Genomic DNA, 13024 nt, shown 5'->3' on the forward strand with positions numbered 1-13024 from the left:
TCGCCACGCACGCCTGGCAGGACACGAATGCAGGGAGCAGACGAAATTCATTGGATGGGGCAGCTACAAATAAAATATTCCTTGAATTTTGCGAGACACGTGATCATGGCTTCGACCAAAGCAACCAGCAATCCAGCTAACGTACAAAACCTTCAGAAAGAACTGTCGGTAGCACACGCGATGAGCGAGAACTCGCCAGTCAACATTATGATGGCCGACAAGGACCTGACGATCACCTACGTCAATCCAGCCAGCCTCGCAACGTTGAAAAGCCTGGCTGCTTACCTTCCTTGCAAGCCCGAGGAAGTGGTTGGCCAAAAGATCGACATCTTTCACAACGACCCATCGATGCAGCGGCACGTCTTGGAAAACCCTAAGAACCTGCCGGTCCGCACGCTGATCAACGTTGGCGATCAACTCGCCGATCTGCTCGTTTCGGCTACCTATGACCACGACGGCAACTACCTTGGTCCCATGGTGACCTGGGAGGTGGTTACGGAAAAGCATGCCCTGGAACAAGCCGCTGCCGAAAAGTTCGCCATCGTCGAGAATGCTCCGATCAACATCCTGTTGGCGAATCTCGATGGCGTTATTACCTACATGAATCCAGCTTCAGAAAAGACGCTGCGTTCGATCGAACACGTCTTGCCAGTCCCGGTCGACCAGATCATCGGCAACACGTACGACATCTTCCACAAGAATCCAGCCCATCAGCGTAGCTTGTTGTCCGATCCGGCCAACTTGCCGGTCAAAACGCAGATCGAACTGGAAGGCGAATACCTCGACCTGCAGGCCAGCGCCATCTACGACAAGCAAGGCAACTATACCGGCCCGATGGTGGCCTGGTCGCTGATTACGGAACGCATCAATGCAGAAAAGGCCGAGCAGGCACGGGCCGTTCGCGAACGTGAAGAACAAGCGGAGCTGAAGCGTAACGTCGACGCCATTTTGGATGTCGTCAGCGCTGCTGCCGAAGGCGATCTCACCAAGCGTACCAATATTGAGCGTGCCGACGAAATCGGCCAGCTGGCAGCGGGGATCGATCGAATGATCGCCGACCTGCGTGACATCATCAGCCAGGTGGTCGACAGTGGTTCGCAGTTCGCTGAAGGTGCCACGGTGATCGCGGAAAGCTCGCAGTCGATGGCCAATGGTGCCCAGACTCAGAGTGCCTCGGTTGAAGAAATGAGCGCTTCGATTGAAGAACTGACTCGCAGTATCGACTCGGTCAAAGACAACGCCAGCGAAGCCAACGCCATGGCCGGCGACACCAGTCGTATGGCACAAGACGGCGGCAACGCGGTTCAGAAGTCGATCGAGGCGATGGAACTGATCAAGACCTCTTCGGAGCAGATCAGCGAAATCATCCAGGTCATTTCCGAAATCGCCAGCCAGACCAACCTGTTGGCCTTGAACGCTGCCATCGAAGCTGCTCGTGCCGGTGAACATGGTCTGGGGTTCGCGGTCGTCGCTGACGAAGTTCGCAAACTGGCCGAACGCTCGAGCGAAGCGGCCAAAGAGATCTCGTCGTTGATCAAAGAATCGACGCAGCGAGTTTCGGACGGTTCGATGCTTAGTGCTCAGACCGGTGCGGCCCTCGAGAAGATCATCGCCGGCGTCAGCTCGACCGCCAACAAGATCTCGGAGATCGCGACCTCGACAGTCGAACAGGCTCAGAACGCCAACGAAGTCGCTGGTGCCATTCAGCAGGTCTCTGGTGTCACCGAACAGTCGGCTGCCGCGGCCGAAGAGATGGCATCCAGCAGCGAAGAACTGGGAGCCCAGGCGACCATGCTTCGCGAACTGGTCAGCCGGTTCCGCATCTAAATCGGAACAACAAGTTATCTACGGTCGTCCCTTGCCTGGTGGCACGGGACGACGTGTTACTCGCATATCTCAGGAAAGACCGACAGGAAAAGGAAGGCAGGAATGACCGCATTCTCCGCAACATCGCAAGTTACTGACGATCAAATGCGGCGCTACGCCAAGATGATTTACGAAGTGGCAGGGATTGAAATCTCGCCGGCTAAGAAGCAATTGCTTTCGAACCGGATTCGTCGTCGTCTGAAAGAAACTGGCATCGCCGACTTCGAGCAGTACTTTAAGTTTTTGAGCAAGCTGCCGACGTCGCACCCGGAATGGGACGGTTTTCTGCAGGAAGTTACGACACACGAGACCTATCTCTTCCGCGATGAGTCGAATTGGAAATGGCTTCGTGGAGAGTTTCTGCCACAGTTGCAGAAGGACGGGAATGGTTCGTTGAAAGTCTGGTCGGCCGCGTGCAGCACCGGCGACGAAGCTTACACGATCGCTTGTTGCGTGGCCGAAGGGCTGCGGAACCCAGCGGCGTGGAAAGTCGAAATCCTGGGGACCGACATCGGCATCGGTGCGGTTCAAGAGGCTCAACAGGCCAAGTTCGGCGAACGTTCCATGCGTTTGGTACCGGCCGACCTGAAGCAGAAGCACTTCAACCAAATGGGCGGAGCGCATATCTGGGAGCCAAACTCAAAGTTGCGAGCAATGACGCGATTCCGCCAGCACAACCTGCTGGATCGAGTCACTGAGGGGCCGTTCAACCTGGTGTTTCTGAAGAACGTCTTGATTTACTTTAACGCGGACTCGAAACGACGCGTGATTGCCAACATCCAGAAGGCCATGAAGCCAGGTAGTTACCTGGTGGCTGGCGCCGCGGAAGGAATCAGTGATCTGATGGACGGCTTTGAACGTATCCATCCTTGGCTTTACCGTCGAACCTAATTGCCAAGGGATGGAGGCGTTTTCCTCCACAGTGAAACTGGGGCAGTAACATGAACAACAACAGTGCGACCCGCGACGATTGCTCCGACGATTTGTTGGCGGATTTTCTCGATGAGTCTAATCAACTGATCGAGCGAATCAACGAGCGTCTGATGGAGCTGGAAGAGTGGACTCGCAATGAAGAGACACGCGACCTTCCCATCGACGAGGCGTTGCTGAACGACATGTTTCGCTCGGCCCACAGCATCAAAGGCCTCTCGGCCATGCTCGGGCTGCCGCGGATCAACGAACTGACGCACAACATCGAAAATGTCTTTGATGCGGCTCGTCGAGGCCAGCTGCATATCGATCATGAAGCCGTAAAGGTGGTCTACGTCGCTGTGGATCGCCTCAGCGAAATCATCGACCATCTGCGTGACTATCAAAATGACGATTTAGACTGCGATAAGCAGCTAAACGCCATCACCGAGATCTTAGAAGCTGGCGGCGTTCTAAAGAGGCAAGGAGCCCAAGGCGACGTCGAGTCAGCTTTCAGTGATGTGCCCAATTCGTCATCCACCCAGCCGAGCCAATCCAGCGTAAGTGAGCCGATTATGGAACCTGCTGAATCGAACCGTGCGCCCGCCTCCTCTCCGGTTCAAGTCGACTGTCGCGAAATGTTCGCTGATGTTCATGATGAATCGGAGGTACCTGCCAAGTACCTGGCCATCTTCCTGGACGAGACGGAACTGTCTCTCGATGAAATGGTCGACTTGTTACTGGGCAATGACAGTGCCCAGCAGGAAGAGTCGGTGCGCACGATGATGTGCACCGCTCACCGAATCAAAGGGTCCGCGGCATCGATCGGTTTGAACCGACCTGCCAAGCTGGCCCACTTGATGGAAGACGTGTTGCAGCAGCATCGCGATGAAGGCAAAGCTCTCGTTCCGCTGTTGATCGACGCCCTGCTCGGCTGTGCCGATGCCCTTCGGACCTATCTCAAAGGTTTGCGAAGTGGCGAGCCGGTCGACGTTGACTTCGCAAATTTCGCCGGCGAATTGCTCGCCGCGGAAGCTGCCGGTGAATCGACTGATGGTGGGGCAGCCGAGCCTGCTGCGGCTGTTCAGGAAGATAAGTCAGAAGGAATCGATCTAGCCCAATTGCAGGAGTTGGCCAACGCCCACTATCAGTCCGACGAAGATACCCTGGTCCTGGCTCGGGTCGAACTCAATCCGGCGACGCCGCTGGTTGGCTTGAAAGCCCAACTACTTTGCGAAAAGCTGAGTCGCCAAGGGGTGCTCTTACTCACGGCACCACCACGCGAAAAACTGGAAAGCATGAGTGACCTGTCGGAAGTAATCATCGGAATGGTTACGTCCGCCACAGATTTCACTTTAGGCAGCGTCTTGAATGTCTCAGGCGTGAACAACGTTCAGCTTGATCGTCTGCCTCGTGAAGGTGGCAGCCTGCCTGCATCGGCTGCTCAGCCAACCGGAGAACAACAAGTTGAACAAACGGTTGCCCAGGCCGAAGAACTGGTGCAGTCGCTGATCAATGAAGAAATGGTGGAAGAGGTCGCGAACGACGAAACGCCGGTGAGCATCGAACCACCGGTCATCGAAGTTTCCGTGCTCGCATTGCCGCCGGAACCTGCCCCGGTGATTGTTACGCCGCCCAAAGTTGAGCCTGCTCCGGTGGTTGTGAAGCCAGCCGCCACGGCTGCTCCGGCACCTGTGGCCGCCACTGCGAAACCTTCCGCGGAAGCAAGCAAGCAAGTCGAAACCCACGCCAAGCCAGCGGAAACGCTGCGAGTCGATATCGAACGCCTCGATCAGTTGATGAACCTGGCCGGTCAGTTGGTGATCAGCAAGGCACGCTTCAACCAGTTGGGCGAAAACCTCCGCAACGCCATCCCGCACAAGCAGTGTCATCAATGGATGGAAGCAATCGATCTGACGTGTCAGAAGATGCTGCGAGAAGCGGAAGATGGCATCGCCAACAAAGAACTGGCCAATATGCATGGCCAGATCCGCAAGATGCAGCAGAACCTGGCTTCGATCGGCAAGGAAATGCAGCGTATCGATTCGATCCGTACCGGCCTGACCAGCTTCTTCGATGCCGTTCATCAACTCGACCGAGTGACCGATGGTATCCAGAAGACGATCATGGATACCCGCATGGTTCCGATCGGCCCGCTGTTTGGCCGCTTCCGCCGTGTGGTTCGCGACATCTCGCGCACCAACGGTAAGGAAATCACGCTGGAAATCTTCGGCGAGAAGACCGAACTTGATAAGCGAATGATCGACGAACTAGGTGATCCACTGATCCACATGGTTCGCAACTCGTCCGACCACGGGATTGAAACCCCAAGCGAGCGTAAGGCTGCCGGTAAGCCCGAGTGCGGTGTCATCACGCTGAATGCGTTCCATCGCGGAAACAGCATCGTGATTCAGGTCACCGATGATGGTCGAGGCTTGAGCCGCGACAAGATCACCAAGAAGGCGATCGAGAAAGGCCTGGCGACCCCCACCGATCTCGAACGCATGACCGACCAGCAGATCTATCAATTGATCTGGGAACCAGGCTTCAGCACGGCCGAAGCGATCACCGAGATCTCAGGTCGTGGCATGGGGATGGATATCGTCCGCGCCAAAATCGAATCGATCAATGGTGTCGTCGAAGTCGATAGCAAACTGGGCCAAGGAACGATCTTCACGATCAAGTTGCCACTCACCATGGCGATTTTGCCAAGCCTGATGGCCAAGATCGACGGCGACCTGTTCTCGATTCCGGTTGAATCGATTGTCGAGATTGTATGCTTCCGTCGCGACGACATTACGACCGTGCATGGCAAACGAACCGCCTTGGTTCGTGGTCGTCCGGTATCGATCTGCGAATTGCATGATACGTTTTCATGGGGACAGCCGTCGCTTCGCAAGGTCCAGAGTAACGATGTCACGATGATCATCATCCGCAACGACAGTCGCGAGATGGGCTTGGTGGTCGATGGCATCCTGGGCGAAGAAGACGTTGTAGTCAAATCGCTGGCTGAGAACTACCAGAACGTCGAAGGTATCTCAGGGGCATGTGTGCTGGGGAACGGTCGGGTGGCCCTGATCCTCGATCCTGCAGCCGTCATCGATCTGGCTGTCCGCAGCCAGGTGGAAGAAGCCATTTGCTAAGGAATGATTTCATGGATACAACCAGTACCAATCACCCGCCCCATTTGCACGTGCTTCACGACGTGCTGACGGCCGCCACTTACGAGGCGTCGTCGGCCATGAGCATTTGGACCGGCGGCAAGATCTCGTTAACGCTGGATTGCGTGCGTGAAGTCCCGCTCGAATCGATCACGGAAGAGTTCGACCTTGGCATGGAACCGCTGACGATGGTCGTGCTGACCATCGATGGTGATGCTGGCGGCACGATGATCCTCACGTTCGACGAAGAGAATGGCCGCGGCCTGGCGGCTTCGCTGTTCAAGCAGGAAGTTTCGACCGATCCCGAATGGTCGGAAACCGAAAAGTCGGCCTTGATGGAGACCGGCAACATTCTCGGATGTGCCTACTTCAACGCCATCGCTCGACTGGTTCAGGCCGAGTTCGTGCCGTCGCCCCCTGCCTTCCTGCAGGACTATGGGCCGTGCGTTCTCGAGCAGGCTTTGATGCTTCAGGCTCAATGCTCGTACGATGTTCTGATCTGCCAGACCACTTTCCTCAAAGGGGAAGAGAAGCTGAACTGGCATATCTTGTTCATCCCAAATCCGAAAATGGGCGAAGCCCTGCAGTCGGCCCAGTAACGCCACTACTATCGGTAGATTCGGAATTGTCGCCCCGCGATTCACACGCCTGCCTGGCAGACGTCGATGATCGATCGGGGCGATTTCGTTTGCCTTCCCATCTGGCTCTGATTTACGAAGCGGGACGAATGGCATGGCATCTCAAGCAATCAAGCGAACATGGGACTACGCCCAGCTGGCGAAGGACTCACTCAAGCTGCGTTGGTCACGCGATGACAAATCGCGTGAGGCCGCCCAAAAGATAGTTGCCCAGCGACTCGGGAAAATGCGAGGCCTGCCACAGAAGGTTGGCCAGATGATTGCCTTTCGAGCGAATCCATCCACGGCTGATTCGTTTTCGGAACTATACGAATCGACCGAGCCACTGCCTTGGGAGACGATGCGTCCGCTGCTGAAGGCGGCCTGGGAAATCGATCCGGAAGAGTTGTTCCGCGAGATCGATCCCAACGCGAAAGCAGCGTCGCTAGGCCAGGTGCACGCCGCCACCATGCAAGATGGACGCAAGTTGGCGATTAAGATTCAATACCCAGGCATTCGCGATGCCGTGATGGCCGACCTGAAATCACTTGGTTGGCTGGCGAGTCCATTTGGCAGTCTCTCACGAGACTTCGATCTGGATGGCTATCGGCAGACGATCCTCAGCGGACTCGAAGAAGAACTCGACTATCGCCGCGAAGCGGCCGCTCAGCATGCGTTCGCTGAAGGACCAGGCCGACATCCTTGGATCGTCGTGCCGGCCGTTGAAGCCGAATTGTCGACCGAGAACATTCTCGTTTCGCATTGGGTCGATGGCGATACATGGGAGGAAGTGCAAGCGACCTGGAGTCAGGACGAGAAGCAGGAACTTGGCCGCCGATTATTATTCTGGTTTGTTGATTGCCTGTTCGAGTATGGACAACTGCATGCCGATTTGCACCCAGGCAATATTCGTTTTCTTCGTACGAGCGATGGCCCGAAGATCGTGCTGTACGACTTTGGTTCCATTTATCGCATGCAGGACACCGAGCGGTGGGCACTGCTGCGATTGATTCGAGCCACGCGCGATCAAAGCGAAGCCCCCCTGCCCTTGTTCGTTTTGCTGGGGTTCCGTTTCGATTTGTTGGAACCAATGTCGGAACGTTTACCGGCGATGTGCCGCTTGCTATTCGAGCCGTTTCAGTCCGAGTTTCCTTACGACGTCAAGCAGTGGCAACTTGGCACGCGACTGAACGACTTGCTGGCCGACCACCGGATGAACTTCCGCATGGCAGGACCGCCAAAGTTGGTTTACTTGCTGCGGTCGTTTCAGGCCGTCATTCAGTACCTAAGCGGACTCGAGGCGAAAGTGGCGTGGGGACGCGCTGTCGAGCCTTATCTGACCCGCTACCAGCAACAAGCCGCACGACTGGCGGTGCCAAAGTTGCCAACTCATGACTTCAGTTCGCTCGCGCGGCACTTGAAGGTCGAAGTGAAACGGGCAGGCATTGTGAAGGCCAGCATCGCCTTAGGAGCCTCCGCGATCGAACGCTTAGAAACCTTGCTCGACCCCGAAACGCTAAAGCGGATCGAACAGGAGAAAATCGACCTGAAAGAGATCGTCCGCAACGTGCGACGCCGCGGCTATGTGCCTGGCGACGTCTTCGCATTGGTCGATACCCAGCGAGAAGTGAAAGTATGGCTCGAGTAGCTGGGGCCTGCCGCGTGGCTTAGCCGGCGAGGCACTTCACGAGTTCTTCTTTGATCGAACTTTCGATCCGGCCTTTGAACAGCATGGCGGCGAACGGAAGATCGCCATGCACAACGACCGAACTCGGCTGCACGTCCATTTCCCCTTTGATCGTCAAGCCAGCGGTCTTGAACGAGAACTGCATCACGTCGTCCTCGGTCCAGGTCTGCTGCATATCTTTGACCTGGCCTTCGAAGCGGCCGCGCAAATGCTCGAGCAAGTCCTTAACCCGCTTCGCGGCTTCTTCTTGACCGAGGGAATGGGGAACTTCGACCTTGAATCCAGGCATGATGTCTCTCTTCGTGAAAGGACTTAGGGTGGCAATCGCACTAAGCCAATCTTCGCCGATTGGCCCCAGATTTCAACCCGCCGCCGCAATCCACGAAAGAAACTAGTCTTCCATGCGGACGATGTCGTCGTAAGAGCGACGATCTTCAGGGTGCCACAGTGGAAGGCCCGTGGCGAGACGTCTTGCCAAGATGTCCAATTTCTCGTTCGATCCCGGGAGAGCACCCGTTGGATCAAATCGCTGCGAATCTACCTTTTCTGGTTCGTAATCCCAAATACCTAAGCGAATCGCATCGAGTACGGAACTTGGCACGGTCGAATTCTCCTGGGAGGCAACAAGAGCAATCTAAACGTCGATTGTGTCCGGCAGTATCGGGATAAGCCGCACCAGACGATCCGCCAGTATCGAAGCCCAATTTGCAAAAGTCAAGCAAGTTGTCAAACGAAATCGAGGATCGTCGTTCGGCGGAACTGGACGAGTCGTTGGTATCGATCTCAATTCGTCTGCGTACTAATGCAGATCGACTGTTGGCGTAGAGATGCTTGAAAGCTTTGGATCGCGCCGGCACAGACCTCGCCAGACCGTTCACCATGACAAACGGCACCCCGTACAGCCACGATGTCTGGATTGATTCTCGCCACTAGTTGTAAATCCGTTGTTCGAAGCGAACCGGCGAGGGCAAAGGAAATGTCGACATCGGCGACTTGTTTTCGCATTTCGATCAGCCGTGTCATGGACAGATGGTCGAACACATTGCCGGCCGATTTATCGAATGTGTCAACCAAAAAAATTCCGCAGCGCAGTTGTTGCGACAGTCGCAGCAGCGTGACAAAGTCAGGCGACTCGGCGAGTTGCTCGTCGGCATAAAACACCATCACACGCGTGATCGATTCCGGCATGCGTTCGTACACCTGGCGAAGCTCTTGATGCCACCCGTCGCGCGTGCGGCAGTGCGAAAGGCCAACTTTTACGCTATTCGCTCTGACTGGCACGGCATCGCTGCCAATCGCTTCATGCAGTTCGCCCAACGCGACACTAATGGGGAAGTCTTGGTGCCATCGATCGACGACCTGATGCCAGATCTCACTGGTCGTCGCGCCTAAAGAGCCTTGATTTGGTTCTTTCAAATCGATGCGATCGACCCCATTTAGAGCCGCGATAGTCGCTTCTTTCTCGTTTCTGACACTTACCAGCAATTGCATGACAGGCTTCTTCGGCAGCGACGCAACTCGCGAAAACGTAAAGAAATGGGTTCGATAGTACACACGAAGGACCGGCACATTCGTTTCGATTGACACCGGGTTCCCGCGGCCGTGCCACCTTGGCACGAAAACTTGGCTCTGATAGCCTAAATCCCTTCAGCATAACCTACCGTTTGGCACTCGTACCATTCCCGTCGTTTAACGGCGATTTCGCACGTTTGGTCAACAGGATTGCGAGGCCAGAGCATCCCTCTGAGCCATGCAAATAGGTGCAAAATGGGGCAGGCTGAAATTCAATCTACTGACGACATTCCAGGGATTCTCGGAGGACACCCGGCGGTGAGCGATCATCATTCAGGCGGCTCAGGTTCGGACAAACCTTTGCTGATCGGCATCGTTGTTATCTTGGTGGCTTACGTGGTGGCCTCGGCCCTTGGGTGGACAGCTTCGCCCAAAGCGATCGCCGCGCCGGAAGCAGCAGCGGCTGCCCACGACGAGGGGGCCCATGCTGAAGAACACCATGATGAGCATGGCGAACATGCCGTTGCCGAACATGGCGGTGGGCATGGAACACATCATGCTTTGCCACATGTTTGGGCTGTGGCCCCGTTTGTGATGCTTCTCGGGGCGATCGCGGTCTTCCCGCTGCTCAAGGCAACCGAGCATTGGTGGGAAAGCAACACTAATCGCTTAATTGTGGCGGTGGTTCTCGCCGGTATCACCTTGTTCTATTACATGACGATCTATGAAGAGGCGAGCCTGTCGGCTGTCTGGCATCGGATCGATCACGCCATCCTGGGCGAGTACATTCCGTTCATCGTGCTGCTTTTTTCACTCTATGTGATCTCGGGCGGTATCCGAATCTCAGGCGACTTGAAAGCCCATCCTTCGACCAACGCCGTGTTTATGATGGTGGGTGGTTTGCTAGCCAGCTTTATCGGTACGACCGGTGCGGCGATGCTTCTGATTCGTCCTTTGCTTGAAACCAACAAAGAACGTCGCTACCGTCAACACACGGTCGTGTTCTTTATCTTCGTGGTGTGTAACTGTGGTGGCTGTTTGCTGCCGATCGGCGATCCACCACTCTTCCTGGGTTATCTCCAGGGGGTCGACTTCTTGTGGACGATGACGGCACTGTGGAAGCCTTGGTTGTTGACCAACTTCCTGTTGCTGGTCGTTTACCTGCTGCTCGACAAGTTCTATTACTACCCGAAAGAATCGAAGGAAAACGTTCTACAGGACGAATTCCGAACGACTCCGTTGCAGATTCGCGGCTTGATGCCGAACGCTCTCCTGCTTTTGGGGGTGATCTTCTCGGTCGCATTGCTCGACCCAACCAAGCCACTCCCTGGCATCGGTTGGTACCCGTTTGTTTACCTGCGGGAAGTGGTGCAGTTGGCTCTGGTCGGACTGAGCGTCTGGCTCGGTAGCAAAGAAATTCGCGAAGCCAACCGCTTCAATTACCACGCGATTGTGGAAGTGGCGGCCCTTTTTGTGGGTATCTTTATCTGCATGCAGCCAGCCCTGGAAATCTTGAACGAACAAGGCCCAAGCCTGGGGATCGACACCCCGATGAAGTTCTACTGGATCACCGGTGGTCTGTCGTCGGTGCTCGATAACGCCCCGACTTACCTGGTGTTCTTCAAGACCGCCTTCCCGAATATGGATGCCAGCATGATCCAGGCCGCTTTGGCCGATGCTTCCGGCAAGAATCACTTCGAGCTGGTCGCGATCAGCTTGGGGGCCGTGTTCATGGGGGCTATGACCTATATCGGCAACGGTCCAAACTTCATGGTCCGGGCAATCGCAGAAGAAGGTGGCGTGAAAATGCCAAGCTTCTTCGGCTACATCCTGTTTTTCAGCATCCCGATTCTGTTGCCGATCCTGGCAATCGTCTCGCTGGTCTTCCTGATGTAAAAACGCCGACTGGCAGAAAACGCCGCATTGGGAAAGTTCACCCTTTGCGGCGTGGGGAAGATTATCCGATACTATGAACGGTAGCTGCGAGGACCGGACCGCGTAGTTTCGATGACTTTCCACGGATGAGAAGCGATACCGACGGTGGACTACACCTACGTCCGTCACGACCGTGACTTACAAGCTCTTTGCCAAACGTTGGCTTCGGACGAGCACATCTTCTTCGATACCGAGTTCATCTCGGAAGATGTGTATCTGCCCGATTTGTGCCTGATCCAAGTGGCGAGCCGCTCTGGTCTTGCTGTGATCGACCCGAAAGGGACGATCGATCTGACCCCGTTCTGGGATCTGATCACCAGCGACCAGGTAACCGTCGTGGCCCACGCGGCCCGCGAAGAGTTTCTGTTCTGTTTCCGCGCAACGGGCAAATGGCCGACACGGCTATTCGATACCCAGGTTGCCGCCGGATTGATTGGCATGGAGTTCCCTGTTTCGCTCAGCAATCTGCTGACCCGACTTCTTGGCGAACACTTGCCCAAGGGCGAAACTCGCACCAACTGGCGTGGTCGACCGCTCTCGAAGCAGCAGATCGAATATGCGCTGAACGACGTAATCTTCCTCGATCAAATCTACCGGCAGTTGGTCGAGCAGCTCGAAAGCCTCGGCCGCATGTCGTGGATGACCGACGAAATGGACCGCTTCCAGAATGCCTGGCAAGACTATTCGACCCGGCCTGGCTGGCGGAGCGTTTCCGGCATCGGCAACTTGAATCGTCGCGCTCTGGCGATCGTCCGCGAGATCTGGACCTGGCGAGATCATCACGCCAAGTCGCAGAACGTGCCTCCTCGCCGCATCCTTCGCGACGACCTGATGGTCGAACTGGCAAAGCGCAAGTCGGCCAAAGTTTCGCAAATCAAAGCCCTGCGCGGCATGAATCGTCGCGACCTCGACCCCTACATTGAAGATCTCGCCGACTGCGTTCGCCGGGCGATCGAACTGCCTGACGATCAATGCCCTGTGAATCATCGTGGCACGGCTAGTTCGCAGTACACCGTTCTGGGGCAATTTCTCAGCGCCGCCCTGGGCAGTATCTGCCGCGAAGCCCGGATTGCTCCAAGTCTTGCATGTACCATTCAAGATGTGCGCGATTTGGTGGCCTATCATTTAGATGGAGCGGGTGAGCTACCTCCCCTGGCGAAGGGGTGGCGTGCCGAAGTTATCGGTCGCACCATTGAAGACCTGCTGGATGGGACCCTGGTTGTCAAAATCGGGGACCCTCGGGCCGACGAACCCCTGGCATTCGAGCAGCACTCCAATCAGGCTGAATAGAGAAGCCGTATCATTTCCAGGGCTGGACTGTGAAGGACAAGGATTGT

Annotated in this window: 10 protein-coding genes; 7 read left to right on the forward strand and 3 right to left on the reverse strand. The window is 55.8% G+C overall.

What is annotated here, in order from left to right; all coding sequences use genetic code 11:
• Positions 1-105: 105 nt before the first annotated feature.
• The 5 genes from AB1L30_RS01690 to AB1L30_RS01710 all read left to right on the forward strand — a co-directional run bounded on the left by AB1L30_RS01690 (position 106) and on the right by AB1L30_RS01710 (position 8201).
• Positions 106-1827, forward strand: coding sequence for a methyl-accepting chemotaxis protein (locus AB1L30_RS01690; protein ID WP_367011591.1), 1722 nt, complete (start codon positions 106-108; stop codon positions 1825-1827).
• A 102-nt stretch (positions 1828-1929) separates the two neighbouring features.
• Positions 1930-2757, forward strand: a complete 828-nt coding sequence (locus AB1L30_RS01695; protein WP_367011592.1) for a protein-glutamate O-methyltransferase CheR — start codon at positions 1930-1932, stop codon at positions 2755-2757.
• Positions 2758-2807: 50 nt separating this feature from the next.
• A complete protein-coding gene (locus AB1L30_RS01700) occupies positions 2808-5918 on the forward strand; it encodes a chemotaxis protein CheA (RefSeq protein ID WP_367011593.1) in 3111 nt (1036 codons plus the stop codon).
• A gap of 11 nt (positions 5919-5929) precedes the next feature.
• On the forward strand, positions 5930-6535 hold the full coding sequence (locus AB1L30_RS01705; protein ID WP_367011594.1) for a chemotaxis protein: 606 nt from the start codon (positions 5930-5932) through the stop codon (positions 6533-6535).
• A gap of 133 nt (positions 6536-6668) precedes the next feature.
• Complete coding sequence (locus AB1L30_RS01710) at positions 6669-8201, forward strand: AarF/ABC1/UbiB kinase family protein (RefSeq protein ID WP_367011595.1); 1533 nt, start codon at positions 6669-6671, stop codon at positions 8199-8201.
• Positions 8202-8220: 19 nt separating this feature from the next.
• Here AB1L30_RS01710 and AB1L30_RS01715 read toward each other — a convergent pair whose 3' ends face one another.
• From AB1L30_RS01715 to AB1L30_RS01725, 3 genes are all read right to left on the reverse strand, one after another.
• Complete coding sequence (locus tag AB1L30_RS01715) at positions 8221-8529, reverse strand: polyhydroxyalkanoic acid system family protein (protein ID WP_345085628.1); 309 nt, start codon at positions 8527-8529, stop codon at positions 8221-8223.
• Positions 8530-8631: 102 nt separating this feature from the next.
• Positions 8632-8841 (reverse strand): hypothetical protein, encoded by a 210-nt coding sequence (locus AB1L30_RS01720; RefSeq protein ID WP_345085626.1) that lies wholly within the window; start codon positions 8839-8841, stop codon positions 8632-8634.
• Between the two features lie 182 nt (positions 8842-9023).
• Positions 9024-9731: a (5-formylfuran-3-yl)methyl phosphate synthase gene (locus AB1L30_RS01725; protein ID WP_367011596.1), complete on the reverse strand. Its 708-nt coding sequence runs from the start codon at positions 9729-9731 to the stop codon at positions 9024-9026.
• A gap of 339 nt (positions 9732-10070) precedes the next feature.
• Here AB1L30_RS01725 and AB1L30_RS01730 point away from each other — a divergent pair, with 339 nt between their 5' ends.
• On the forward strand, positions 10071-11648 hold the full coding sequence (locus tag AB1L30_RS01730; protein ID WP_367011597.1) for a sodium:proton antiporter: 1578 nt from the start codon (positions 10071-10073) through the stop codon (positions 11646-11648).
• A gap of 144 nt (positions 11649-11792) precedes the next feature.
• Complete coding sequence (locus AB1L30_RS01735; protein WP_367011598.1) at positions 11793-12977, forward strand: HRDC domain-containing protein; 1185 nt, start codon at positions 11793-11795, stop codon at positions 12975-12977.
• The last annotated feature ends 47 nt before the right edge of the window (positions 12978-13024 follow it).

The sequence above is a fragment of the Bremerella sp. JC817 genome, assembly GCF_040718835.1.
In the GTDB taxonomy this organism is placed as follows: Bacteria; Planctomycetota; Planctomycetia; order Pirellulales; family Pirellulaceae; genus Bremerella.